General features: G+C 62.5%; 25 protein-coding genes. 14 read left to right on the forward strand and 11 right to left on the reverse strand.

The window, feature by feature from the left end:
• Positions 1-23 precede the first annotated feature (23 nt).
• The gene (locus tag B9G99_RS04485; protein ID WP_086620923.1) at positions 24-1325 is read left to right on the forward strand and encodes a CitMHS family transporter; all 1302 of its coding nucleotides are present in this window, start codon (positions 24-26) and stop codon (positions 1323-1325) included.
• Between the two features lie 96 nt (positions 1326-1421).
• Here the strand turns inward: B9G99_RS04485 and B9G99_RS04490 are convergent, their stop codons facing one another.
• Genes B9G99_RS04490 through B9G99_RS04500 form a run of 3 tightly spaced genes read right to left on the reverse strand, consistent with a single transcriptional unit; the run spans position 1422 to position 3940 of the window.
• Positions 1422-2597, reverse strand: coding sequence for an acetyl-CoA C-acetyltransferase (locus B9G99_RS04490; protein WP_086620924.1), 1176 nt, complete (start codon positions 2595-2597; stop codon positions 1422-1424).
• A complete protein-coding gene (locus B9G99_RS04495) occupies positions 2590-3237 on the reverse strand; it encodes a CoA transferase subunit B (protein WP_086620925.1) in 648 nt (215 codons plus the stop codon). Before B9G99_RS04495 ends, B9G99_RS04490 begins: the two co-directional genes overlap by 8 nt.
• 1 nt (position 3238) lies before the next feature.
• The gene (locus B9G99_RS04500) at positions 3239-3940 is read right to left on the reverse strand and encodes a CoA transferase subunit A (RefSeq protein ID WP_086620926.1); all 702 of its coding nucleotides are present in this window, start codon (positions 3938-3940) and stop codon (positions 3239-3241) included.
• Positions 3941-4364: 424 nt separating this feature from the next.
• Here B9G99_RS04500 and B9G99_RS04505 point away from each other — a divergent pair, with 424 nt between their 5' ends.
• Complete coding sequence (locus B9G99_RS04505) at positions 4365-5045, forward strand: alpha/beta hydrolase (protein WP_158521439.1); 681 nt, start codon at positions 4365-4367, stop codon at positions 5043-5045.
• Positions 5046-5107: 62 nt separating this feature from the next.
• On the opposite strand, the gene B9G99_RS04510 is transcribed toward B9G99_RS04505, so the two are convergent.
• The 3 genes from B9G99_RS04510 to B9G99_RS04520 all read right to left on the reverse strand — a co-directional run bounded on the left by B9G99_RS04510 (position 5108) and on the right by B9G99_RS04520 (position 7177).
• A complete protein-coding gene (locus B9G99_RS04510) occupies positions 5108-6574 on the reverse strand; it encodes a sodium:solute symporter family protein (RefSeq protein WP_086620928.1) in 1467 nt (488 codons plus the stop codon).
• A complete protein-coding gene (locus B9G99_RS04515; RefSeq protein ID WP_086620929.1) occupies positions 6567-6779 on the reverse strand; it encodes a hypothetical protein in 213 nt (70 codons plus the stop codon). Before B9G99_RS04515 ends, B9G99_RS04510 begins: the two co-directional genes overlap by 8 nt.
• A 128-nt stretch (positions 6780-6907) precedes the next feature.
• A complete protein-coding gene (locus B9G99_RS04520; RefSeq protein ID WP_086620930.1) occupies positions 6908-7177 on the reverse strand; it encodes a DksA/TraR family C4-type zinc finger protein in 270 nt (89 codons plus the stop codon).
• Positions 7178-7260: 83 nt separating this feature from the next.
• On the opposite strand from B9G99_RS04520, the gene B9G99_RS17190 reads away from it, so the two are divergent.
• Positions 7261-7524 carry a helix-turn-helix domain-containing protein gene (locus tag B9G99_RS17190; protein ID WP_086620931.1) on the forward strand — a complete coding sequence of 88 codons (264 nt, stop codon included), beginning with the start codon at positions 7261-7263 and terminating at the stop codon, positions 7522-7524.
• Here the strand turns inward: B9G99_RS17190 and pdxR are convergent.
• Positions 7514-8953 (reverse strand): MocR-like pyridoxine biosynthesis transcription factor PdxR, encoded by a 1440-nt coding sequence (pdxR, locus tag B9G99_RS04530; protein ID WP_086623285.1) that lies wholly within the window; start codon positions 8951-8953, stop codon positions 7514-7516. The two genes, B9G99_RS17190 and pdxR, sit on opposite strands and share 11 nt — an antisense overlap.
• A gap of 135 nt (positions 8954-9088) precedes the next feature.
• On the opposite strand from pdxR, the gene B9G99_RS04535 reads away from it, so the two are divergent.
• The 6 genes from B9G99_RS04535 (at position 9089) to B9G99_RS04560 (ending at position 13857) form a co-directional block, all read left to right on the forward strand.
• Positions 9089-9547: a GNAT family N-acetyltransferase gene (locus B9G99_RS04535; protein WP_086620932.1), complete on the forward strand. Its 459-nt coding sequence runs from the start codon at positions 9089-9091 to the stop codon at positions 9545-9547.
• Positions 9544-10263: a GNAT family N-acetyltransferase gene (locus B9G99_RS04540; protein ID WP_086620933.1), complete on the forward strand. Its 720-nt coding sequence runs from the start codon at positions 9544-9546 to the stop codon at positions 10261-10263. The genes B9G99_RS04535 and B9G99_RS04540 overlap by 4 nt, the downstream gene beginning before the upstream one ends.
• 3 nt (positions 10264-10266) lie before the next feature.
• Entirely contained in the window at positions 10267-10902 is a 636-nt protein-coding gene (locus B9G99_RS04545; protein ID WP_086620934.1) for an FMN-binding negative transcriptional regulator, read from the forward strand.
• Between the two features lie 57 nt (positions 10903-10959).
• Positions 10960-11562, forward strand: a complete 603-nt coding sequence (locus tag B9G99_RS04550; protein WP_086620935.1) for a glutathione S-transferase family protein — start codon at positions 10960-10962, stop codon at positions 11560-11562.
• 127 nt (positions 11563-11689) lie between these two features.
• On the forward strand, positions 11690-12649 hold the full coding sequence (locus tag B9G99_RS04555) for a GlxA family transcriptional regulator (RefSeq protein ID WP_086620936.1): 960 nt from the start codon (positions 11690-11692) through the stop codon (positions 12647-12649).
• Positions 12646-13857 (forward strand): MFS transporter, encoded by a 1212-nt coding sequence (locus tag B9G99_RS04560; protein WP_227875927.1) that lies wholly within the window; start codon positions 12646-12648, stop codon positions 13855-13857. Before B9G99_RS04555 ends, B9G99_RS04560 begins: the two co-directional genes overlap by 4 nt.
• A 20-nt stretch (positions 13858-13877) precedes the next feature.
• Here B9G99_RS04560 and B9G99_RS16715 read toward each other — a convergent pair whose 3' ends face one another.
• On the reverse strand, positions 13878-14252 hold the full coding sequence (locus B9G99_RS16715; protein WP_148663909.1) for a hypothetical protein: 375 nt from the start codon (positions 14250-14252) through the stop codon (positions 13878-13880).
• Positions 14253-14448: 196 nt separating this feature from the next.
• Between B9G99_RS16715 and B9G99_RS04575 the strand changes: the two genes are divergently transcribed.
• The 4 genes from B9G99_RS04575 to B9G99_RS04590 all read left to right on the forward strand — a co-directional run bounded on the left by B9G99_RS04575 (position 14449) and on the right by B9G99_RS04590 (position 18990).
• A complete protein-coding gene (locus B9G99_RS04575) occupies positions 14449-15084 on the forward strand; it encodes a LemA family protein (RefSeq protein ID WP_227875928.1) in 636 nt (211 codons plus the stop codon).
• A 16-nt stretch (positions 15085-15100) separates the two neighbouring features.
• Entirely contained in the window at positions 15101-15853 is a 753-nt protein-coding gene (locus B9G99_RS04580; RefSeq protein ID WP_086620939.1) for a TPM domain-containing protein, read from the forward strand.
• Positions 15854-15882: 29 nt separating this feature from the next.
• Entirely contained in the window at positions 15883-16536 is a 654-nt protein-coding gene (locus tag B9G99_RS04585; RefSeq protein ID WP_086620940.1) for a TPM domain-containing protein, read from the forward strand.
• A 243-nt stretch (positions 16537-16779) separates the two neighbouring features.
• Complete coding sequence (locus B9G99_RS04590; protein WP_086620941.1) at positions 16780-18990, forward strand: TonB-dependent receptor; 2211 nt, start codon at positions 16780-16782, stop codon at positions 18988-18990.
• 23 nt (positions 18991-19013) lie between these two features.
• On the opposite strand, the gene B9G99_RS04595 is transcribed toward B9G99_RS04590, so the two are convergent.
• Positions 19014-19637: a YqaA family protein gene (locus tag B9G99_RS04595; RefSeq protein ID WP_086620942.1), complete on the reverse strand. Its 624-nt coding sequence runs from the start codon at positions 19635-19637 to the stop codon at positions 19014-19016.
• Between the two features lie 478 nt (positions 19638-20115).
• On the opposite strand from B9G99_RS04595, the gene B9G99_RS04600 reads away from it, so the two are divergent.
• Positions 20116-22353, forward strand: coding sequence for an NADP-dependent isocitrate dehydrogenase (locus B9G99_RS04600; protein ID WP_086620943.1), 2238 nt, complete (start codon positions 20116-20118; stop codon positions 22351-22353).
• An 88-nt stretch (positions 22354-22441) separates the two neighbouring features.
• Here the strand turns inward: B9G99_RS04600 and B9G99_RS04605 are convergent, their stop codons facing one another.
• Entirely contained in the window at positions 22442-22987 is a 546-nt protein-coding gene (locus tag B9G99_RS04605) for a carboxypeptidase-like regulatory domain-containing protein (RefSeq protein WP_086620944.1), read from the reverse strand.
• Positions 22988-23005: 18 nt separating this feature from the next.
• On the reverse strand, positions 23006-23764 hold the full coding sequence (locus tag B9G99_RS04610) for a DUF1003 domain-containing protein (RefSeq protein ID WP_086620945.1): 759 nt from the start codon (positions 23762-23764) through the stop codon (positions 23006-23008).
• Positions 23765-23976 lie beyond the last annotated feature (212 nt).

Genomic DNA, 23976 nt, shown 5'->3' on the forward strand with positions numbered 1-23976 from the left:
TCGATGCCCGGAGGTAGAATGCCATGGTAACCCTGCTCGGCTTCGTGATGATGGGATCCATCATCGCCCTGATTCTGGCCAGACGTCTCAGTCCCATCGTGGCCTTTGCCACCATTCCGATCATCATCAGCCTGATGGCCGGATTTTCAGCAACGCAGATCGGCGAGTTCGTCAAATCCGGACTGACGTCAGTGACGCCCACCGCCACGCTGTTCATTTTCGCCATTCTCTATTTCGGCATCATGCGTGAGCGCGGCCTGTTTGACCCGCTGGTGGCCGTGCTGTTGCGCGGCACGCGCGGCCAGCCGGTACGGGTCACCATGGCAACCGTTTTGATTGCCGCCGTGGCGCATCTTGACGGTATCGGCGCTGCCACCTTTCTGCTGACCATACCCGCGCTGCTGCCACTTTATCAGCGTTTGAACATCAGCCCGCTGGTGCTGGTGTGTCTGGTCGGGCTGAGTGCCGGTGTGATGAACATGATGCCCTGGGGCGGGCCGACCGCCCGAGCTGCGGCCGTCTCGGGGATTGATGCCACCGAGCTCTGGATGCCGCTGCTGCCGGTGCAGCTGTTCGGGCTGGTATTGATGCTGGGGCTGGCCTTCATGTTCGGTCGTCGGGCGCAGCATCAGCTTCATCATCAGGGCATCACCGTGGATGAAACCTTCGTGACGCAAATGTCTGTCCGTGAAGGCGGGCTGCCTACCAGCCACTGGCGCTACTGGGGCAATCTGGTCCTGACCCTGCTGGTGCTGACGGCACTGTTTACCGGGCTGTTTCCGCTCTACCTGACCTTCATGATCGGCCTTGCCGTCGCCCTGGTACTCAACTTCCCGTCCCTGAAGGATCAGGCCGACGCCGTTGCCCGTCATGCCAGCGACGCACTGTCCATGGCACTGGTGATGCTGGCCGCCGGCGTGCTGCTGGGCATTCTGGCCGGCACCGGCATGTCTGATGGCATGGCCCACCGACTTCTGGATCTGTTGCCCGGCGGTGCGGTGAGCTCCCTGCACATTATCGTGGGCGTGCTGGGTGTCCCGTTGCAGATGATCTTTTCACCGGATGCCTACTATTTCGCCCTGATGCCGATCGTGCGGGATGTGGCCCAGGCCGGTGGCGTGTCGGTAGAAGCGATCGCCCGCGCCATGTTGATCGGGGAAAATACCGGTTTCAGCGTCAGTCCGGTGGTGCCCAGTGTCTACCTGGCCATCGGCCTTGCCGGTGTCGACCTGCGCGCCCATATCCGGTTCTCCTTTCTATGGGCATGGGGGCTGAGCGTCATCCTGCTGCTGTTTGCCATGCTGATCGGCGCCGTTGCCGCCTGAGCCGGCAGATACCCAACAAGGCACAAGAGAAAAGGGGCGGCATGGTCTGTACCATGCCGCCCCTTTTCTCATTCACTCTTTCATTCGCTGGAGCCGTCAGGGCCGCTCTACGGCCATGGCCACCCCCTGACCGCCACCCACACAGAGCGTGGCCAGACCACGACGGGCCTCGCGGCGGCCCATTTCATGGATCAGGCTGACCAGAATTCTCGCCCCGGACGCGCCGATGGGATGTCCCAGCGCGATGGCACCCCCATTGACGTTGACCCGCTCCAACGACCAGCCCATCTGCTGCTGTACCGCCAGTGCCTGAGCGGCAAAGGCCTCATTGGCCTCAATCAGCTCAAGATCACCGACCGACCACCGGGCGCGCTCAAGACAGCGCTGCGTGGCCGGTACCGGTCCGATGCCCATAAAGGCCGGGTCGACGGCCGCCTCACCGTAGCCCCTGATGGTGGCCATGATCGGCAGCCCCAGCGCCTCGGCACGCTCGCGTGACATGACCAGCACGGCAGCGGCACCATCGTTGAGCGTGGAGGCATTACCGGCCGTGACCGTACCGTCACGGGTAAACGCCGGCTTCAGACGCGACAGCGACTCGGCCGTCACGCTGTCGCGCGGCTGCTCATCCTGATCAACGGTGGTGGTCTCTCCACGCCGGCCCGACACCTCAACCGGGATGATTTCAGCCTCGAAGCGCCCGGCCTCACGGGCAGCACAGGCACGACGCTGGGATTCAACGGCAAGATCATCCTGCGCCTGACGGGTAATGCCATAACGCTCGGCCAGATTCTCCGCGGTGATCCCCATGTGATAGTCATTGAAGGCATCCCACAGGCCGTCATGCAACAGGCTATCCAGCAGCTCGGCATGACCCATGCGCAGTCCCGTGCGGGCTTTGGGCAGCACATACGGTGCCAGACTCATGTTCTCCATGCCGCCGGCCACCACGATGTCGGCATCACCACAGCGAATGGCACGCGCTGCCATCGTCACGGCACTGAGGCCTGAGCCACAGACCCGGTCAATGGTCATGGCCGGCACCGCTTCGGGCAGGCCGGCATGGATGGCGGCCTGACGCGCTGTATTCTGTCCGGCCCCGGCACGCAGTACGTGGCCCATGATGACCTCATCCACCGAGGCCGGATCAACGTTTCCCAGTACGCCACGAATGACCGCAGCGCCCAGCTTGGCAGCCGGCACGGTAGACAGCGCGCCCTGAAAGGCACCAATGGCAGTGCGTCCGGTGCCCACAATCACGACCTCACGCATGGCGTTTCTCCCGTTGATCGATCAGTTCACAGCCGGTGGCCTTGCGAATCTCGTCCAGCGTCACGCCGGGTGCCAGCTCAATCAGCGCCAGACCCTCATCGGTGATATCCATCACCCCCAAGTCACTGATGATGCGATTGACCACGCCGACCCCGGTCAGTGGCAAAGTGCATTCAGGCAGGATCTTGTGCTCGCCTTTGGCCGTGTGCCCCATCAACACCACCACACGCTGCACGCCGGCCACCAGGTCCATGGCGCCGCCCATGCCCTTGACCATTTTCCCCGGAATCATCCAGTTGGCCAGATCGCCCCTCTGCGAAACCTGCATGGCCCCCAGAATGGCGAGATTGATATGGCCACCGCGAATCATGGCAAAGGACTCGGCGTTATCGAAAAAACTGCTGCCGGGCAGAGAGGTTACCGTCTGCTTGCCGGCATTGATCAGGTCCGGGTCCACGGTTTCCTCGGTGGGAAACGGGCCGATGCCCAGCATGCCGTTTTCGGACTGCAACCACACGTCCATGCCCGGCGGAATATGGTTGGCCACCAGCGTCGGCTGACCGATGCCAAGGTTGACGTAAAAGCCATCCTGCAGCTCACCGGCGGCACGTGCCGCCATCTGTTCGCGACTCCAGGCCATGTCAGCTTGCCTCTCTCAGGGTGCGTTTTTCGATCCGCTTTTCCGGCGTCTGGTTGACCACGATGCGATCAACGAAAATGCCCGGCAGATGCACATCATCCGGATCAATCTCACCGGTCTCGACGATCTCCTCGACTTCCGCCACACAGACCCGGCCGGCCATCGCGGCCAGAGGATTGAAATTGCGGGCCGTTTTGGCAAAGCGCAAATTGCCGGCGCGATCCGCGGTCTGCGCCTTGATCAGGGCCACATCCACGACCAGGCCCCGCTCCATGACGTAGTGCTGGCCCTCGAATTCACGGACCTCCTTGCCCTCGGCCACCTTTGTGCCATAGCCCGTGCGGGTGTAAAAGGCCGCAATACCGGCGCCCCCGGCCCGCAACCGCTCGGCCAGAGTACCCTGCGGGCAGAACTCGAGCTCCAGCTCACCGGAGAGATACTGACGCTCGAACTCGCGGTTTTCACCGACATAGGAAGAGATCATTTTCTTGACCTGTCGGGTGGCCAGCAAAAGCCCGAGCCCGAAGTCATCCACCCCGGCATTGTTGCTTGCAATGGTCAGCCCGCGACAGCCGGTCTCCCGCAGCGCCATGATCAGGGCCTCGGGAATACCGCACAGCCCGAAGCCGCCGACCGCCAGGGTCATGTCATCGGTCATGATGTCGGCTAGGGCCACATCGGCATTACCGTACAGCTTGTTCATGTTCTGCCCTCGGATCGAAAGGGATAAACGTTCACTCTGGTGACTCAGCCCGCACCGCACCAGAAGATTTGTTGAATAGGCTGATTCATATTGATGATGGCGCCTTTTGACGCAGCGAGTCGAAGCCCCTGAAGCTGGCCGACAGCTTCGCAAAAGCATCACCGTGACCGTCATTATTGGCCAGCCACTGATCAAGTGACCAAAATCATCGAGATTTTCATCAGGGGCTCATGAAGGGCATCAGCCGAAAGAAATAGAAGTTCAGAGATGGCTACTCATGCCTGTCACCAGAAAAATCATGCTCGCCATGCCAGCGTGATTAAACAAGGCGCCGATCGGGCTGATCGCCTTTTACGGCACGGATATGAGCCCGCGCCAACGTCATCCTTGGGACATCGCTTCCACAGTCTCTCAAGGTGTCGACATGTCCTTTGCCCAGTCCTCGATCATCGAACCCGCCAACGGCCGCCCGGCGGATGCCTGCGTTATTTTCCTGCATGGTCAGGGTGGCAGCGGTTATGACTTTGAACCGCTGTTCCATGCCCTCGCCCTGCCGGCCAGCAGCGCCGTGCGTTTCGTGCTGCCCGGTGCGCCGATGCGCCAGCTCGAATGTCGCCAGGGCGCACGTGCCAGCGCCTGGTATGACGCCGCACCCGGTGAAAACGCCGGCGGCCACGCTCAGCAGCAGATGGTGGATGCCGTGCGTCAGGTCGAGATGCGCATCGAGAGTGCGCTGGCCGACGGCATTGATGCCAGCCGCATCATTCTGGGCGGATTTGGTCAGGGGGCCGACATCGCCGCGCAAACCGCACTGGGCTATCGCAAGGGTCTGGGCGGCTTGATGATGCTCTCCACGGCGCTGGGCACGATGCCTTCCAATACCCATGACGCCAACCGTCATCTGCTGATCACCATGCACCACGGTCGTCAGGACCCGATCGTCGGCGAAGCCTCGGCACGTCAGCGCGCGGACGCCTTCACCCGCATGGGCTACAGCGTCGACTATCACGCCCACGCCATGGGCAACGAGTTCTGCGCCGATGAACTGTCGCAGCTGCGCGCCTGGCTGGTCACGCGCCTGATCCGCACGCGCCTGGTTGCCTGATGGCCCGCCTCGGATCATCCTGCACCGATTAAAAAAGCGCCGCCCATTGGGCGGCGTTTTCATTATCGGGATCTGCTGTGCTGGCGGTTGGCAATCTTGATGAACTGCGCGCTGTCACGAGGCGGCCGGGTGACCAGACTGGCCCCGAGATACAAAAGCGTGGCCACCGGCAGGCCCCAGAGCCCGGCCGGCAGGCCCAGCGGCTTGAAGCCGGTGACAAAGCTTGCCAGCACCAGACTCCCGGCGCCAATAATGCTGACCAGTGCGCCGGCAGCCGTCCCGCGGCGCCAGAAAAAGGCCCCCACAATGGCCGGCACGGCCACCACCAGACCACTTGATGACGCCACCGACAGCACCGCGATCAGATCAAGGCGAAGCTCGGCAAACCCGAGCGCAATCAGCGCAATGACCGGCATCACCCACTTGCCCAGTTTGAGCTGGGCCTGTTCGCTGCCCTGGTCTTTTGACGTCGATCGAAGATCTCGCGCAATCATCGAGGCCAGCGTCAGCATGATCGAATCGATGGTCGATACCGCCGCCGCCAGAATGCCCACCATCACGATGCCCCCCAGTACCGGTGGCACATGGGCGGAGGCCAGCAGCGTCGGCGTGGCCAGATCGGCGCTCTCAAGCGAGGGAAAGGCGACCAGCGCCGAAAATCCCCACAGCACCGACACCAGCGTGTAGATAAAACCGAACACCAGAAAGCCCAGCAGCATGCGACGCATGGCGGACAGGTCCTTTGGCATGAAAAGGCGCTGACTGACCTGCGGGTTGGAGAGGCTGAAAAAGAACCACGGCAGGGTCAGCCCCAGAAAATTGACCAGATTGAACACGCCGTTGCCCGGCACCACCAGCGACTGCGGATGCTCCAGTGCCAGCCGGTCAAAGAGCATGGCAAACCCGCCCAGCTCGTGAACCACCAGCAGCGCCACCGCTGTTGAGGCCACGATCATGAACAGCGCCTGGAGCGAATCGGTCCAGGCCACCGAGCGCATCCCGGCAATGCGAGAAAACAGAATCGCCAGCAGGGTGGCCACCACCACGCCGGTGGTAAACGACACTGCCCCGCCACTCATGCCGGAGAGCAGATAACCCACGCCGGCCAGCTGCACCGAGGCATACGGAATCAGAAACAGACAGCTGGTCAGCGTCACCGCCACCGCCACGCCGCGGCTTTCATAGCGATGGCCAAGCATCTCCCCGGGCGTCACAAAACCGAAGTGGCGGCCCACCGCCCAGAAGCGCGGTCCGAAGATCGCCACCAGCGATACGCCGGCAAAATACAAAATCTCGAACCCCAGCGCGCCCACACCGCCGGCGTAGGTCAGTCCGGCCAGCCCGACCATCATGAAGGCACTGTAGGTGGTGGCACTGTAGCTCAGCGCCGAGACCATCCCGCCCATCTGACGGTTGCCCAGAAAGTAATCGGCCATGCCGGTGCCCTGCCCCTGGCGCGAACGCCAGGCCACCACCAGTGACACCACTAGATAAAGCGCCACGGCACTCCAGATCAGCAACTCACTCATGCCCGGCACCCTGGTCATCGGCCTGTGCGGCGTCATTGAAATGGCGCGTGGCCAGCGCATTGAGCACGATGACCATTAGCCCCAGTACGCTCCAGAGCAGAAAGCTGCCATACCAGGCCTGCACCCGTGACAGCCACGTAAAGGGCAATACAATGGCTGGAATCACCAATAGCCATACCACTCCGATCCAGCGCGCCGTGGTCATCTCTGCCTTGCTCCCGGGGTTATGAAGGGAGGCCAGCATAGCGCGGCTGACTTATGCTCGAAATAAGCAAATAGCGTAAGGCGTAAAAAAACCGGGCTCTGACGGCCCGGCTACCGAGGCAGACACGCTTAACGCAACTGACTGTCCTTGCTGCCGCGTCGGTTAAAGCCCGCGCTGCGGCTGGTGTGGCGATCCTCCTCGGCCTGACAGTTCACACAAAGCCGTACCCCCGGCACCAGCTCGCGCCGGCGCTCGGGAATCGGAGCCTCGCAGGCCTCACAGAACTCAAGGCTTTCGCCGTGATGCACCAGACGACTGCGCGCCCGTGCCACGCCCTCTTCCACGGTGTCATCAATCTGATCCTGTACCGCACCATCTCGTGTCCAGCCGCCTGCCATGATGCCCCTCCTGATGCTGAAAAACCGAGCATTGAAGACTGTGCCATGTCCGGGCCAGCAACGGCCCGAATCATGCGTTGCTCATGACTATCAGCATAGACCGGTTTCGATCCGTTCGGCAGCCCTTCGAAGGTCCCCCCCTGAGGCACCGTTATCCGCGTTCGGCCAGCTGCTCAAGACGCTTCGCCCCGACGATCACGCTGGTCACTGCCATTGCCGGGCAGGTAGGCTATGAAAGCCCGTCCCAGTTCAGCCGTGAATACCGACGCCTGTTCGGGGACTCACCGCGCGGCGACCGCCGCCGCTGGCTCGAACAGAATGCGGGTACCGACGCCGTTACCCGCTAGCCGGGCCGATGCTGTCGATCCAGGCCTGCGACAGCCAGCCACCGGCTCGCTGAATCTCTATTTCCGGGCTGCCCGCATAGCCCAGCACCAGCCCGGCCCGGGTCGGCGGGCCCGTAAAATAGCGTGACAGCGGTGAGAGCAAAATGCCGCGAGCGCGACCGGCCTCGACCAGTGCCTGCTCACAAGCCACATTCTCAAGCCCGGCCAGCAGATGCATGCCGGCATGCCCTTCGGAAAGCATCAGCCCCTGATCAACAGCCGGTACCAGCGCGTGGCGCAGCGCGGCCTGCCGGGATCGGTACGCCCGGCGCATGCGCGCCACATGACGGGAGAAATGTCCCTGCTCGATGAATTCGGCGAGTGCAGCCTGCACCGCGTACTGCCCCTCCCGGTTGACCCGGGCATTGACCCGCTGGAAGGGTTCGACCAGCGCTTCAGGCAGCACCAGATAACCGAGCCGCAGCCCCGGATAGAGCACCTTGCTGAAGGTGCCCACATAGATGACCGGCGCCTGATCCACCAGCCCCTGAAGCGAGGCCAGCGGCGGCGAGCTGTAGCGAAACTCGCTGTCGTAGTCATCCTCGATGATCCAGGCCCCCTGCGCACGCGCCGCCTCCAGCAGCGCCAGCCGCCGCGACAGGCCAAGCGTTACCCCTTGTGGATACTGATGCGACGGCGTCACGTAGATCAGCTTTGGAGGCGCGCCCTTCGGCGCCCGGTCGATATTGATGCCCTCGGCATCCACGGGCACCGGTGTCAACGACAACCCTGCCGCTTTCAGCGCCACCTGTGCGCCAACGTAGCCGGGCTCCTCGATCCAGGCGTCGTCACCGGGGTCGGTCAGCATCCGCGCAATCAGTTCAAAGCCCTGCTGCGCGCCCTGGGTGATCAGAATCTGCTGTGGCGTACAGCGCACCGAGCGCGACAGCCGAAGATAGTCACACAGGGCGGTCTTCAGCGCCGTCATGCCGCCGCTGCTCTGGTAGGCCAGCCACGCCTCGGGGGCGCGCTGCTGGTGACGGCGCAGCAGCCGCTGCCACTGCTCGCGCGGAAAGAGATCCAGCGCCGGAACCCCGGGGGCGAAGGCGCGATGATGCCCGCCCGACAGGGCGCTGTCCGCCAGCAGATCCTCTCCGCGCCGGGAGAGCTGCCTCTCCTGCGAAGCGATGGGTGCCTGATGAATCGCCCCGGCCAGCGCCAGCCGTGCCACGAACAGCCCCGCACCGGGGCGGGTCACGACAAACCCTTCCGCCGCCAGTCGATCCAGCGCTGCCAGCGCCGTGTTGCGAGCGATGGATAGCTCGTGCGACAGCTGTCGGGACGAGGGCAGTGCCTCGCCCGCAGCCAGCTCACCGGACTCGATCCAGCCACGCAGGGCAACATATAGCCGCTGGCTCAGCCCCTGCTCACAGCGCGCTGCCAGCCGCATGGCCAGCGCCTCAATCACCCAAACAGTACGTGCACGCCGGCTCAACCGGTTCTCCTGATTTTCCTGAAACTGGCTCTTATGGAAGAACCAGTATGCGACCACGATGATCGAACGTCATCTGTCTCTGGAGAAACCATGCCTACCCTTCGAGCTGCCACTCCGGCTGATCTTGATGCCCTGACCGGGCTTCTGGACGGCTATCGCGTGTTCTATCAACAAGACAGTGATGAAGCAGCCTGTCGCGCCTTTCTTCAAAAGCGCCTTGAGCGAGGCGACTCGCATCTGCTGGTCCACGAAACCAAAGGCGTTCTGGACGGCTTTGTGCAGCTCTATCCGGTACTTTCAACGGTGAGTCTTGCCCCGCGCTGGCTGCTCAATGATCTGTTCGTAGCCCCCGGGGCGCGCGGCCGCGGTATCGGCCGAGCGTTGATGCAGGCTGGTGCAGATCTCGCCCTGGAACACGGCGTGCCCTCGCTGATGCTGCGCACCCAGCCCCACAACCATGCCGCGAAAGCGCTCTATGAATCGCTGGGCTGGGGGAAAAACGAGGCCTTCGACACCTATCTGCTTTCCGTGCCGGAGTCCAGGTCATGACGATTTCTCGAGAATCCGAGGCGATCCCACGGGGACCTCTGATTGATGGCTGGCAACCGCCGCCGCTGCCGGGTAACGACACGCTGATCGGACGCTACTGTCGGGTGGCACCGCTGAACGTGGCGGCACACGGCGATGCGCTGTTCAATGCCTGGCAGGCAGATGACGCCTCGCGCTGGGTCTATCTGGGCGGGCGCCCCTTTCATGATTGCAGCAGCTGTCTTGAGTGGCTGTCCCATCAGGCCACCTCCCGCGACCCGACGTTTCTGGCGCTCATCGACCGGGACCGTGATCAGGCGCTGGGCGTGGCAGCCTGGCTTAACATCGCCTGCGAACATGGCAGCGTCGAGCTGGGCCATTTGAGCTTCTCTACACGGATGGCACGCTGCCGCATGGCCACCGAAGCGCTGCACCTTCTGATCGATCACGCCTTCAAGCTCGGATACCGCCGGGTGGAATGGAAGTGTGATGCGCTCAATGGACCCTCACGACGTGCCGCCGAGCGGCTCGGCTTTCGCCCTGAAGGAACGTTTCGACAGCACCGCGTGGTCTGCGGGCGCAATCGCGACACCATCTGGTACTCATTGCTGGATCACGAATGGCCGTCGCTCGCGGATGCGCACAGACAGTGGCTGATGCCGGATAACTTTGATGACATGGGCCATCAAGGCGTCGCGCTATCAACGCTGACCGCACCCCTGCGGCAGGGAGCGTAGGCCATGTATCTCCCCCGCCACTTCCGAATGGACAGCCTCGAGGCGCAGCATGCCCTGATGGCGCACGCTCCTTTCGCCACGCTCGTCACCGTCGCAGGCGGTGCCCTCGAGGCCAATCCGCTGCCGCTGCTGCTCAATCCTCATCGAGGGGAACAGGGCACGCTTGAAGGGCATATTGCCCGCGCCAATCCGCTCTGGAAAACGCCGCCGACCCATGCCATGGCGCTGTTCCATGGGCCTGACAGCTACATTACACCGAGCTGGTATCCCGCCAAACGCGCGCATGGCCGGGTCGTGCCCACCTGGCACTACCTGAGCGTCCAGGCACACGGCACGATCCGGTTTATCGAGGACCCTGACTGGCTTCAAACGCACATCGCAAGGCTCACTGACCGGTTTGAACGCGAACAGGCCACGCCCTGGTCCATCAGTGAGGCGCCCGCGGATTACATCGAGGGACTGTGTCGCGCGATTGTGGGCGTCGAGCTTTGCATTGAGCGCCTGGTCGGCAAGCACAAGGCCGCGCAGCACAAGGATGAGGCGACGCAGCAGGCGGTGTGCAGCGGCCTGAAGCAACAGGGCATGAGCGACTCGGAAGCCGGCTGGCTGAGTGGTGCCCCCTTTACCCGGCATGGGTGAGGGTTCACCGGATATCCATTTTTATCGTTTTTTCCAACACGACTGGCAGGGGGCGTCATGTATCGCGTTTACGGCGATCAGCACTCGGGCAATTGCTACAAGGTCAGGCTCGTCCTGCAATATCTGTCACTGCCTTATGAATGGATAGAGATGTCCGTCCTGAACGGGGATACCCGAACGCCGGCCTTTTTACAGCGCAACCCGAATGGCAGGATTCCCGTGCTCGAGCTTGAGGACGGCACCTGTCTGGCAGAGTCCAATGCCATCCTCTGTTTTCTCGCTGACGGCAGCACGCTGATCCCGACGGGGCGGCTGGCGCGGGCACGCATGTTTCAATGGTTGTTTTTCGAGCAGTACAGCCACGAACCTTCCGTGGCGTCGGCACGATTTATCGTGCGCTATCTAAACACCCCTGCCGAGCGGCGCCATGATCTGGCAGCCCGACAGCGTGATGGGCATATGGCTCTTGCCGTAATGGAACAACAGCTTGCTTCTACACCCTTCATGGCAGGCGATCGTTTTACGCTGGCCGACATTGCTCTGTATGCCTATACCCATGTGGCGCATGAAGGCGGTATCGATCTTGCCGATTACCCCGCCATCAAGGCATGGCTTGCACGAGTCGCCTCACAGGAGGGGCACGTCGCCATGCCGGACTGAAAGAAGCCTTGCGGTAAGGGATCTTCTGTCATGCCCCTCCCAATGTCCGAATCGGTGGGTATAAGGTCGTTTTCGACATCGCCGTCTGACCGCACACTCTCTGCTGTTTCCCTGCGGAAAGCCGCTGATGCCCCATACCCTCGATCTCTTGATCTATCCGAACTGCCAGTTGCTGGATGCCAGTGGCCCCTGGCAGGTGTTTGCCACGGCCAACCAGCTGGCCGGCCGGTCGCTTTATCAGCTGCGCCTGCTGGCTGAATCGGCAGGGCCTGTCACGACCAATTCCGGCATGACCCTCCATGCAACGCATGCGCTGGCCACGACACCACAGGGGGACACCCTGCTGGTCGCGGGCGGCTCGGGTGTGCATGCCCTGGAAATGGCCACCATCGAGACCATTGCCCGGCGCGCGTCAAAAACAGCCCGTGTAGGGTCGGTCTGCACCGGTGCGTTCGCGCTGGCCCGGGCCGGGGTACTCGACGGGCGATGCGCTACCACGCACTGGCGCCATGCCGGGACGCTGGCGCATCAATTCCCGAAGGTACAGGTCCACGCGGAGGCGCTTTATCTGGAAAGCGACGGCGTCTACACCAGCGCCGGCATTACCGCAGGCATTGATCTGGCGCTCTCACTGCTGGCTCAGGACCAGGGGCTGCCCCTCGCCGCGGAAGTGGCCCGGGAACTGGTCATGTTTCTGCACCGCCCGGGCAACCAGGCGCAGTTCAGTGAAGGATTAAAGGCACAGGTGAAGAGTCACGGCAGACTGCGGCGTCTGGTAGACCGCGTGACGGCCGAACCGCTCGATGACTGGTCCATCGAGACAATGGCTGATGCCGTGGCCGTAACACCGCGCCATCTAACGCGCCTTTTCAGACAGGAGCTTTCGATGACGCCCGGCGACTTTCTGACGCGCCTGCGACTGGAAGCCGCCAGACGCCTGCTGCTGGAAAGTGATACCTCACCGGCTCTGATCGCCGAGCACTGTCGCCTCGGCGGCGGTGAGCAGCTGCGCCGTCTGTTTCAGCGCCATTTCGGACTGCCACCTTCCCTGTATCGAGCCCGTTTCGGCTCGGGAGCCCTGTCATGAATCAAAGACTTCCATCAACATCGCTGCCGGCCACGGTCTGGTGGCTGGCGCTGTGTCAGGCATTGCTGGTCAGCGGCAATATCATGCTGATCACCATCAACCCGCTGATCGGCGCGCATCTATCGCCGTCAGCCGCGCTCATTACCCTGCCGGTGGCCGCGCAGATGCTGGGCACGACCTGTGCCACCCTGCCGGCCGGCTGGCTGACCGAGCGCTTCGGGCGGCGGCGTACCTTTATCATGGCCAATCTGACCGGGCTTTCCGGCATTGCTCTGGCGACGCTGTCGCTGGCCGGGGAAAGCTTCGTCGGCTTTAACCTCGGCGCTTTCGGGATCGGGGCCAGCATCGGGGCCGGCATGCTCTATCGCTTTGCCGCGGTCGATGCCGCGCCCGCCCAGCGCGATCGGGCGCTTTCGATGGTGATGGCCGGTGGCGTGCTGGCGGCACTGTTTGGCCCCTGGCTGGCCAGCGTTTCACGCCATCTGTTTTCCGTACCCTTTTTAGGCACGCTGGCTGGGCTTGCCGGGCTGTATCTTGTCGCGCTGGTGATTGTCGCCAGCCTGAACCTGACCGACCCGGTGCCCCGCGGCCGCCAGGGCACGTCGATCTCACGGATCGCGCTGCTGCGCCGCCCACGGCTGGCGGCCGCGATCATGGCTGCGGCGCTGGGCTATGTGGTCATGAATCTGGCCATGACCGCCACCCCACTGGCCATGGCTCAGCACGGTCACGGCTTTGAGGCCACGGGGCATGTGATCAGTGCGCACGTACTGGCCATGTTTGCGCCCTCCTTTGTCACCGGCCATCTGATCCGACGATTTGGTCACGTCCGCATGATCGTCGCCGGAGCACTGCTGCTGGGGCTGAGCGCGCTTTGTGCCCTGCTGGCCCCGGCCCTGTCCGCTTTCGGGGTGGGGCTTTTGCTGCTGGGGCTGGGCTGGAACTTCACCTTCATTCCCGCCAGCGCCTGGCTTGCCAGTGCCCATACGCCAGATGAGGCCCCTCGGGTACAGGCGCTGAACGACTGTGTGGTGTTCAGCCTCGTAACCCTCTCGGCACTGGCGGCAGGGCCGCTCAATGCATGGCTGGGCTGGCAGGCGCTCAACCTCTGGCTGCTGGTGCCCGTGGGCGTGATGGCAGTGGCCGTGATGGGGCTGAACCGTCGCCCCCACGTGACCGCCTCTACCCACATGTCTGCCTCATCATGAGGCAGATGTCTCGACCCGGCTCAGGGTGATGATGGAGCGGTGTCATCCTGAGTGCGCTCATCGGGAATCTCGGCGCTCCCCTGCGGCGTTTTGGTGGTGTTGTCGTCGTTCATGCTGCCGACACCCTGCTTTTGGTGCTGGCGCTCCATGGCGCTGGAGGATTCATGGGAATCCTTGAGCTGTTGCTGGCGCTCACGCTGCATGCTGCCGCTTTGATCCTCCATGCCGCTGGCGCCGCCCGGGCGGGAGAGCTCATCAGTATTCTGCACAGACGACACGGATGGGGATGACTGGGTCGATGATCCGTCCTCTTCCGACGGCGGAGACGTGGCCAACGCCAGCACGGGCACCAGGGCCAGGCTCAGTCCACAAACCACGATTTTCAATGTCTTCATGACGCTGTTCTCCGAGGCGTGATGCCAGATCCAAGCATAGTGGGCGCACCCGCTTTTATGGCTGCTGCTTTGGTCATGTGACAAGACGGCTGACGACGATTGGCGTGGCGACATCCAGGCTGACATTACCGCCAAGCCATGACGGTGATACCTTATGAATTGAAATCTCAATTCCATTCGTTAGAGATCCCGACTCATGTCCATGTCTGACCACCGTTTTTCTCCCGCTCCCGGCGGCCTGCGCGCCCTTCACTGGCAGTGTCTGGCGCTGCTGCTTTTGTGCCTGGCGCTCTCCGGCTGCGGTATCAACAAGATTCCGACCCTGGATGAGAAGGTCAAATCCGCCTGGTCACAGGTCGAAAACCAGTATCAGCGACGCGCCGACCTGGTCCCCAACCTGGTCGAGACGGTAAAGGGCTATGCCAACCAGGAGCAGGAAACCCTGACGGCGGTCATCGAGGCACGCTCAAAGGCGACCTCGATTCAGGTGGATGCCGATACGCTCAACAATCCCGAGCAGCTTCAGCAGTTCCAGCAGGCCCAGCGCCAGCTCAGCGGTGCGCTGAGTCGCCTGATGGCGGTCTCGGAGCGCTACCCGGAGCTCAAGTCGAATCAGAACTTTTTGGCGCTGCAGTCCCAGCTCGAGGGCACGGAAAATCGGATTGCGGTGGCACGACGCGACTTCATTCAGGCGGTCGAGGCCTACAACACCGAGATTCGCACCTTCCCGGGCAGCATCTGGCACAAGCTGATGTACAGCGACCTGCCGATTCGCGACAACTTCGAAGCCACTGCCGAAAACGCAGACCAGGCCCCCCAGGTGACATTCTGATGCCGCAGGTGATGACGTGAGACAACTGACACGCTCGCTGGCCGTCGGCCTTTTGCTGCTGCTGTGTACGGCAGCGGCTCAGGCCGCCCCCGACTTTCCCGAACTGACCGGGCGCGTGGTGGACAATGCACAGCTGCTTGATCCATCGACGACCACGCAGCTTTCCGGGATGCTGGCAGCCCATGAAAAGGCCACTGGCGAACAGCTGGTGGTGGTCACCCTGCCCGATCTGGGCGGGGAGACCATCGAGCGCTACGGCTATCAGCTCGGCCGCGCCTGGGGGATTGGTCAGAAGGACAAGGACAACGGCGCCCTTTTGATCGTGGCCGTTGAGGAGCGCAAGGTGCGCATCGAGGTCGGTTACGGCCTTGAAGGGCGTCTGACCGATGCGCAATCTTCCGCCATCATCAATCAAATCATTACGCCAGCCTTTCGCAACGGCGATTATGCCCACGGCATTGTCGAAGGCAGCCAGGCCATGATCCAGGTGCTCGGCGGCGATCCACTGGCACAGACGCAACAGCGCAGTGAGGGCGAGTCCAGCCATCTCGGCGGTGCCGGTATCTGGCTGACGATTTTGATGTTCATCGTGCTGATGATCGTTCGAGGTGGTGGCGGTCGTGGCGGACGAGGTGGACTGCTCGGTGGCATGCTGCTGGGCGGGGCGCTTGGCGGCGGCGGCCGTTCGGGTGGCGGTCTCGGCGGCGGCGGTGGTTTCAGCGGCGGTGGCGGCGGCTTCGGCGGCGGCGGCGCGTCCGGCGGCTGGTAACGGTCGCGCTCACACAAGGATAACGCGGTATGTCACTACTTAAAGAGAGCGAGCAGCGCGAGGTCGGCGAGGCCATTGCCCGCGTCGAGCGCGACACCGATGCCGAGATCGTCACGGTTCTGGCGCCCCGGGCGGACGACTACGCCTACATTCCACTGCTGTGGGCAGGGCTTGTGGCCCTGATCGTGCCCGGGGCACTGGCCCTGCTGGCCGGCTGGTTCGGGCTCGATGTGTTCTGGACCGGCCCCTGGATCGTACTGCTGGTGCAGTGGGCCCTGTTCGCGGTGCTGGCGATCGTATTTCGTCTGCCCGGCATCATCACGCACCTGATTCCTCGACATGTGCGGTTCTGGCGCGCGGCCAATCTTGCCCGGCGTCAGTTTCTCGAGCAGAACCTGCACCGCACCGAAGCCGGCACCGGCGTGCTGATCTTCGTCTCGGAAGCCGAGCGCTATGTCGAAATTCTGGTCGATCACGGCATCTCTTGCCGGCTGGATAACGCCGTGTGGGCCGAGATCGTGGCGGACTTCACCCAAAAGGTGCGCGCAGGCCATACGCAAAAGGGGTTTATCGACTGCGTCGAAGCCTGTGGAAGCCTTTTGAAGACGCATGTGCCTGCCACCCACGAGCGCGATGAGCTGCCCAACCGTCTGATCGTGCTGGATCAGAGCGATATCAGCTGATCGCTCTATCGCCCGGGCGGTTTGCCCGGCGCACGATCATCAAAAGCCATCCTTCGGGGTGGCTTTTTTGCGTGGTGACACCTCTTGAGCGTCAGAAACAGCGAACAGACCAGGTTCAAACTGAAGGCCACTTCATCACCGTCCCCCGTCGGGTTGTCGGCCCTGATGACGACAGATAACATTCCTTCACGAATAAGAAATATTCTCAAATATATCTGATAACAACCAGACCCGGGAACCTTCATGTCTTACCAGGGATATGTCATCACGCCGCTGGCCATGGCGATATCGGCCGGCCTGCTGCTGACGCCGTCAACTGCTGCCGCCGAGGCATCTTCATTCTCCGCCACGACAACCACCACGACCAGCGTTGCGTCAACGTCGCAGTCGCCGGCCTCGGAGACCATGGTGGTGGTAGGCTCACGCACCCCGGCGTCTCCCGACCAGATCCCGGGCGCCGTCTGGCTCGTGGATCAAGAGCAGATCAAAAGTCGGGCTCAGGCCGGTGAGGATCTCAAGACGATGCTGGGCAAGCTGGTGCCGGGGCTCGATTTCGCTCCTGAAGGGCGCACCGAATACGGCCAGAACCTGCGCGGGCGCAGCCCTCAGATCCTGATCGACGGTGTTTCGATGACCAGTTCGCGAGGGCTGTCGCGCCAGTTCGATTCGATCGACCCGTTCAATGTCGAGCGCATCGAGGTGCTCTCGGGGGCCAACAGCCTTTACGGCGGCAATGCCACCGGCGGCACCATCAACATCGTCACCAAAACGCCCGAGGCGGGCGGGCCGCATTTTGAAACGCAGGTGGGCGTCACTTCCGGATTTGATAACCATCGCGACCTTGATCGCCGCATGGCGCAGTCGGTCTCGGGCGGCAGCGAGCGCGTGCGCGGTCGGCTGAGCGTGGCCTATGAGGAGAACGGGCGCTTTTATGACGGTGACAACCAGGAGATCTTCCCGGATCTGGCCCAGACCGATCTACAGGACAACCGCGCGGTCGATATCATGGGCAGGGTGGATATCGACCTGACCGAGGATCAGAGCCTGTCACTGCTGGCCCAGCACTACGACTCGGGGTTTGAAGGCGATCGCGGCGTGCGCTTTCCCGAGCTTGCCGCAGGCAGCCTGGACAATGCCGATCTCCGCGGCAACTACGAGTCGGACCGCGACCCGCGCACGCAGCGAAAGCTCTACAACGCCAACTATCATCACGCCGATCTGCTTGGACAGGATTTCTATTTTCAGGCCTATTACCGCGAAGAAGACAGCAGCTTCTCGCCCTTTCCCTATTACGTGGACGATCGTACAGCCATCGAGTTTCGTGCCTCCGAGCAGCGTACCGACCTGGGCGGCGCCAAGGCCCTGTTTGTGGCGGCGCTGCGCGATGATCTCGATCTGACCTATGGGGTGGATTACTACCACGAGCGCTTCAATTCCGATCAGGCCTTCTTTGATCGCGATGTCTCCGATGCCACCGGAGGTCTGAGACTGGCCACCGACCGGACCGGACCGCGCTACCCCGGCTATTCGATCGATGGCCTGGCCGGCTACGCCCAGCTGGAGTGGCAGGCCACCGAACATCTCAAGGTCCAGGGGGGCGTGCGTCAGGAGCATGCCGACGTGGAGGTCGATGCCTTCGACAATGGTACCCCCGGTGGCAACTCGGGCGGGCGCAACAGCTACAGCAATACGCTCTATAACCTGGGCGTGGTGCAGGAGTACGACAGCGGTCACCGGTTCTGGTCGAGCTACAGCCAGGGCTTCGAGCTGCCCAACGTGGGCGCGGTGTATAACAACGCGCAGTTTGATATCGGGGACAACGCCGTTGAAGGCATCCAGACCGATCAGGTCGAGCTGGGCTGGGGCTATCGCAGTCGACACTGGAACTCCCAGGTCGCGCTGTATTACGCCTGGTCGGATCGGGCGCTGGAAAATGACCGCCAGCTGGGCACCAGCATCATCGATGAAAAACGCCGCGACTACGGCATCGAGGCGGCGACTTCCCGTTTTCTGGGCGATCACTGGGAGCTGGGAGGCACGGCGCACCTGACCCGATCCGAACAGCTCGGCGAGGACGGCGACTGGCACAGGCGCGATGCGCGCTACGCCTCGCTGTCAAGCGCCACCGCCTTTGTCGAGTGGGCCGACAGCGACCGCTCCGTGCGCCTGCAGGGCAATCACGCCTTTGACCTGTCCGACGATGCCTCAGAGCTTGGCGCCTCAAGCGATAACGACATCGACGGCTTCACGACGTTTGATCTGATGGCCCGACAGCGTACCGACGGTTACGGCACCTTCACGGCCGGTATCGATAACCTGCTGGACAAGCGTTACGCCACCGTCTGGGGGCAGCGCGCAGCGATCTTCTATTCACCGACCTATGGCCCCGAGGAGCTTTACGAGTTTCAGGGCCGCGGCCGCACCTTCTCGCTGGGCTGGAACATGGACTGGTAGCGCACCCTTCCTACCGTGGCGGCTCACACCGAGCCGCCACCGCTCCATAGACCCATCCCCTTGTAGATCAGATAACCCGCTACGGCGACGATCAGCAGCACCATCATGGTCCGCTCGTGGCGCTTCCAGAGCTTGAGTGCCTTGTCACCGAAAAAGTGCACCAAAAGCGCCAGACCGAAATAGCGCGCACCGCGGGCCAGCATCGCAGCAAGCATGAACAACATGAAGGAGTAGCCGGTGCTGCCGGCCACCAGCATGGCAATCTGAAACGGAATGGGGATCACACCGATCGACAGCACGGCCAGAAAACCATTGTCTCTGAAGCGCTGATCAAACGCGCTGAATGCCTGCTGCCCGCCGAACAGGGCGATCAGTTGATCACCGAAATGACCCATCGCCCAGATGCCGAGCCCGTAGCCGATCGCGGCCGCCAGCAGATTGCCTGCCAGCGCCACCGTGGCCAGCCACCAGCGCTTTTGTGGGCGCAGCACCATCCAGGGAATCAGAATCGTCTCGATGGGAACGGGGACGATCAGGGTTTCCAGTATCGACGCCACGAACAAGAGCCAGACCGCGCGCCGATGATCCATCAGTTCGACCAGTCGGTCACCGAGACGCTGCCTCTTTTGGTGCCAGTACCCTGCCATGATGCCTCGTTTCCCGATCGTGAAGTGGCTGCCCGCGGCCTGATTGAAATGTCGGCAGTCCCCGAGCCGACAGTCTGGCACAGCAGGCAATGAGCACGGCCGCATTCTTCAGACGATAATTGGTCAGCCTGACCGCCGCGCCTTTCACAGGGAGCAGGCCAGGCGCCCACCGGCGTCGCCGGGGACTGCTCAACTGAGCCGCACAAGAGGCGCTGGAAGAGCGCTGATGCATGGCGAGCTCATGCACCCGGCAGAGTGCGCTGTTATACTCGCCATGACCGAATCGCTGGCCCATGTGTGCTTATCCGCCATCTGCGCATGGAGTCCGGACGCTTCGCAGGCAAGACTTATTCGTCGGGCGAGTGGGTGTAAAGACAGACGACAGACTGCCCTTGCACGACCACTGTGTACCGCCAAAGCTTCATGCAACCGTCATGTACATCATGCAATCGCAGTGACAAGAGAGGTTTACATCAGGATGTCCAATACGCCGAAAATCATCTACACCCTCACCGATGAAGCACCTGCGCTGGCCACCCATTCGCTGCTCCCCATTATCGATGCCTTTACCGACTCGGCCGGCATCATCGTCGAAACCCGCGATATCTCGCTGGCCGGCCGCATCCTGTCGCAGTTCCCGGACTACCTGAAAGACGACCAGAAGATGGGTGACCATCTGGCCGAGCTTGGCGATCTGGCCAAGACGCCGGAAGCCAACATCATCAAGCTGCCCAACATCAGCGCCTCGGTGCCCCAGCTCAAGGCCGCGGTCAAGGAACTGCAGGCCCAGGGCTACGCCATCCCCGACTATCCCGAGTCGCCGTCAAGCGATGAGGAAAAGGACATCCGCGCCCGCTTTGACCGCGTCAAGGGCAGTGCCGTCAACCCGGTGCTGCGCGAGGGCAACTCCGACCGCCGCGCGCCGAAGTCGGTCAAGAATTACGCCAAAAAGTATCCGCACCGCATGGGCGAGTGGTCGAAGGACTCGAAGTCCCACGTGGCGCACATGAGCGAAGGCGACTTCTACGGCAGTGAAAAATCCGCCGTGATCGACCGCGCCGGCAACCTGAAGATCGAGCTGGTCCAGAACGATGGCACCACCACGGTACTCAAGGACAAGGTCGCCGTCACCGAAGGTGAAGTCGTCGATGGCGCCAGCATGAGCGCCCGCGGTCTGCGCGCCTTTGTTCGCGAGCAGATCGAGGATGCCAAGCGCCAGGGCGTACTGTTCTCGCTGCACCTGAAGGCCACCATGATGAAGGTCTCCGACCCGATCATGTTCGGCATCGTGGTCGACGAGTTCTATCGCGACGTGCTGGAAAAGCACGGCGAGGCCCTCAAGAACGCCGGCTTCAGCCCCAACAGCGGCGTGGGTGATCTCTACTCGGCGCTGTCTTCGCTGCCGTCTGATCAGCAGGACGCCATCAAGGCCGACATCGAGGCGCTCTACAAGGCGCGTCCGTCACTGGCGATGGTCGATTCCAGCAAGGGCATCACCAACCTGCATGTCCCGTCTGATGTCATCATTGATGCCTCCATGCCGGCGATGATTCGTGACTCCGGCAAGATGTGGGGCGCCGATGACGATCGCCATGATGCCAAGGCCGTCATCCCGGATCGCTGCTACGCCGGCATCTATCAGGCCACCATCGAGGACTGCCAGAAACACGGCGCCTTCGATCCAACCACCATGGGCAGCGTGCCCAACGTCGGCCTGATGGCGCAGAAGGCCGAAGAGTACGGCTCGCACGACAAGACCTTCCAGATTCCGGCCGACGGCACCGTGCGCGTCACCGATGAGTCAGGCAACGTATTGTTTGAACACTCGGTCGAGCGCGAAGACATCTGGCGCATGTGCCAGACCAAGGACGCCCCGATTCAGGACTGGGTGAAGCTCGCCGTCACGCGTGCCCGCGACAGCCAGACCCCGGCCATTTTCTGGCTGGATGCCGAGCGCGCCCACGACGCGCAGATGATCAAAAAGGTCGAGCAGTACCTGAAGGATCACGACACCAGCGGTCTGAATATTCAGATCATGGCGCCGGTCGAGGCGATGGCCTTCACGCTTGAGCGTACGCGCCGCGGTGAGGACACCATCTCGGTCACCGGTAACGTACTGCGCGACTACCTCACCGACCTGTTCCCGATCATGGAGCTGGGCACCAGTGCCAAGATGCTCTCGATTGTTCCGCTGATGAACGGCGGTGGCCTGTTCGAGACCGGCGCCGGCGGCTCTGCACCCAAGCACGTGCAGCAGCTGGTGGAAGAAAACCACCTGCGCTGGGATTCGCTGGGTGAGTTCCTGGCACTGGCCGCGTCACTCGAGCACCTGGGCAAGACCTTTGATAACCAGCGCGCCATTGTGCTGGCCAACGCACTGGACCGCGCCAACGGCGAGTTCCTGGACAGCGACAAGTCGCCCAAGCGCAAGACCGGCGAGCTGGACAACCGCGGCAGCCACTTCTATCTGGCGCTCTACTGGGCCCAGGCACTGGCCGAGCAAAGCGACGACGCCGAACTCCAGAAGCTCTTCGGCGAGCTTTATGAGACGCTCAAGAACAACGAGCAGGCCATCGTTGAAGAGCTCAACGGCGTACAGGGCACGCCCGTCGACATCAAGGGGTATTACCACCCGGATATCGAGCTGGCCGGTCAGGCCATGCGTCCGAGCAGGATCCTCAATGATGCACTCGCCACGCTCTCCAAAAAGAGCTGATGCGTTAATGCATGACTGTCAGCAATGACAGGCCCTATAAAAACCGGCGCCTCAGGGCGCCGGTTTTTTCATGTAGGTTGGAAAGGGCCTAGCGGCTCAGATCCACCCTGACCGAGCCGCCGTTTTTCACCCGCACCTGTTTGAGAATGAATGGGCTGCGGCCCTGACCGCCCGGCAGCGCCACGGTGCCGGCCACATAGAAGGTCCCGGCCGGAATGCCGGTCGCCGTAAAATAGCCGTTGGCATCGGTGGTGGTCACATGGGTATAGGCCTGCGCGCGCGGGTCGGCCGGCTCGACGCGCTGACCCGCCAGCGCCCGGTCGGCAGCTTCGGCAGAGTACTCGGTAGCCGGCGCAATCGAGACCTTCTCCCGATTGCCGTAAACGGTCTGTCCTGACGTCAGCTTGTAGGCCAGTCGGCCCTTGATGGTCGCCGTACCGGTTTTGGGAAGGGCCGCATAGGTCTCCGCCGGGAAGGGCACCTGCCTGGGCACGGTCGCCTCGACCGGCCCCTGGCTTGAAAGCCCCGGAATATGCTCGGCGCCTGGAATGTTCTGCGCCATGCGCTGCACGCTTTCACAACCGGCCAGCCCCATCATCAATACGGCACCTGCCCATACCTGCCACTGACGCATCCCGATACTCTCCTGGCATTATTCGATGTTTGATCGGCCCAGCTTATCGCACCCTTCCGCGGCGTCCACGCCTTTTGATTCACCGCCCTGTCCAGACCTTCCCTGCTGATGCTCACGGGCCTCGGCCAGCTGGATCAATGCGTGGTCCAGCTTGTCGTGGAGCTGGCGAATTTCCAGCTCGGCCATCAGATTGATGCGGTAGTCACTCTCTGCTCGAGCCCGATCCTTCTCCTCCTGACGGCGCTGGCTCATCATGATGACCGGCGCCTGCAGGGCCGCCAGCGATGAGAGCACCAGATTGAGTAGGATGAAGGGATAGGGATCAAAGGGGCGCGCCAGCAGACCGATCGTGTTGAACGCCATCCAGCCGATCAGAAGCACCGAAAAGCTCAGAATGAACCCCCAGCTGCCGCCGAGACTCGCCAGCCGATCCGCCGCGCGATCCCCGAATCCGGCACGCTCGGGCATGACCTCTTCCGGTGGACGCGATACGGGCTCGTCGCGCTCGATGGCGGCTACGAGCGCCTGATCCAGCGGTTTATCCCCGTGGTGGCGATGCAGCCAGGCGCGCAGATGATGACGCCGGACCCGGGCCAGATCCGCATGGCAGATATAACAGCCGGGCTGCCAGCCGGGAGCCAATGCCTCGATCTCGGCGTGCAGTGCCGATCGAACGGCGCGCTGAGGGGTCAGCTCGACCTCTGGCGGGCGTCGGCCACAGAGATGACAGGCGGGCGCGGCGTGATCGCGTTCTGATGAGGGCCGGGAAAGAATCATGGCAAGTCCTGCACCTGTCCGGTAGCAAAAGCCTCAATATCGCCTGTCCCCATTCGAGGCGCAATCAGGGGCTGAGCCACGCCCTTGATATTCGGCACACGGATCAGGGATTGCCGCCCCTCATGATCATTCGTTGTTAGACTGTCAGAACCACTTGAAGGTTGAGAGACCACTGACCGGCGAGCGTCGTTCGGGCATTGATACGCCCTGGC

Origin of the sequence: Kushneria konosiri, from assembly GCF_002155145.1 — a bacterium.
GTDB classification, from domain to species: Bacteria; Pseudomonadota; Gammaproteobacteria; order Pseudomonadales; family Halomonadaceae; genus Kushneria; species Kushneria konosiri.

Bases quoted from the DNA above. Each gene is read 5' to 3' on its own strand.
- B9G99_RS04560 (WP_227875927.1), top strand. From the start codon at position 12,646: ATGAATCAAAGACTTCCATCAACATCGCTGCCGGCCACGGTCTGGTGG.
- pdxR (WP_086623285.1), bottom strand. From the start codon at position 8,953: ATGCGGCTGGCAGCGCGCTGTGAGCAGGGGCTGAGCCAGCGGCTATAT.
- B9G99_RS04555 (WP_086620936.1), top strand. From the start codon at position 11,690: ATGCCCCATACCCTCGATCTCTTGATCTATCCGAACTGCCAGTTGCTG.
- B9G99_RS04535 (WP_086620932.1), top strand. From the start codon at position 9,089: ATGCCTACCCTTCGAGCTGCCACTCCGGCTGATCTTGATGCCCTGACC.
- B9G99_RS04545 (WP_086620934.1), top strand. From the start codon at position 10,267: ATGTATCTCCCCCGCCACTTCCGAATGGACAGCCTCGAGGCGCAGCAT.
- B9G99_RS04575 (WP_227875928.1), top strand. From the start codon at position 14,449: ATGTCCATGTCTGACCACCGTTTTTCTCCCGCTCCCGGCGGCCTGCGC.
- B9G99_RS04510 (WP_086620928.1), bottom strand. From the start codon at position 6,574: ATGAGTGAGTTGCTGATCTGGAGTGCCGTGGCGCTTTATCTAGTGGTG.
- B9G99_RS04610 (WP_086620945.1), bottom strand. From the start codon at position 23,764: ATGATTCTTTCCCGGCCCTCATCAGAACGCGATCACGCCGCGCCCGCC.
- B9G99_RS04490 (WP_086620924.1), bottom strand. From the start codon at position 2,597: ATGCGTGAGGTCGTGATTGTGGGCACCGGACGCACTGCCATTGGTGCC.
- B9G99_RS04520 (WP_086620930.1), bottom strand. From the start codon at position 7,177: ATGGCAGGCGGCTGGACACGAGATGGTGCGGTACAGGATCAGATTGAT.
- B9G99_RS04495 (WP_086620925.1), bottom strand. From the start codon at position 3,237: ATGGCCTGGAGTCGCGAACAGATGGCGGCACGTGCCGCCGGTGAGCTG.
- B9G99_RS04550 (WP_086620935.1), top strand. From the start codon at position 10,960: ATGTATCGCGTTTACGGCGATCAGCACTCGGGCAATTGCTACAAGGTC.
- B9G99_RS04585 (WP_086620940.1), top strand. From the start codon at position 15,883: ATGTCACTACTTAAAGAGAGCGAGCAGCGCGAGGTCGGCGAGGCCATT.
- B9G99_RS04600 (WP_086620943.1), top strand. From the start codon at position 20,116: ATGTCCAATACGCCGAAAATCATCTACACCCTCACCGATGAAGCACCT.
- B9G99_RS04515 (WP_086620929.1), bottom strand. From the start codon at position 6,779: ATGACCACGGCGCGCTGGATCGGAGTGGTATGGCTATTGGTGATTCCA.
- B9G99_RS04540 (WP_086620933.1), top strand. From the start codon at position 9,544: ATGACGATTTCTCGAGAATCCGAGGCGATCCCACGGGGACCTCTGATT.
- B9G99_RS04590 (WP_086620941.1), top strand. From the start codon at position 16,780: ATGTCTTACCAGGGATATGTCATCACGCCGCTGGCCATGGCGATATCG.
- B9G99_RS04505 (WP_158521439.1), top strand. From the start codon at position 4,365: ATGTCCTTTGCCCAGTCCTCGATCATCGAACCCGCCAACGGCCGCCCG.
- B9G99_RS17190 (WP_086620931.1), top strand. From the start codon at position 7,261: ATGACTATCAGCATAGACCGGTTTCGATCCGTTCGGCAGCCCTTCGAA.
- B9G99_RS16715 (WP_148663909.1), bottom strand. From the start codon at position 14,252: ATGAAGACATTGAAAATCGTGGTTTGTGGACTGAGCCTGGCCCTGGTG.
- B9G99_RS04595 (WP_086620942.1), bottom strand. From the start codon at position 19,637: ATGGCAGGGTACTGGCACCAAAAGAGGCAGCGTCTCGGTGACCGACTG.
- B9G99_RS04485 (WP_086620923.1), top strand. From the start codon at position 24: ATGGTAACCCTGCTCGGCTTCGTGATGATGGGATCCATCATCGCCCTG.
- B9G99_RS04500 (WP_086620926.1), bottom strand. From the start codon at position 3,940: ATGAACAAGCTGTACGGTAATGCCGATGTGGCCCTAGCCGACATCATG.
- B9G99_RS04605 (WP_086620944.1), bottom strand. From the start codon at position 22,987: ATGCGTCAGTGGCAGGTATGGGCAGGTGCCGTATTGATGATGGGGCTG.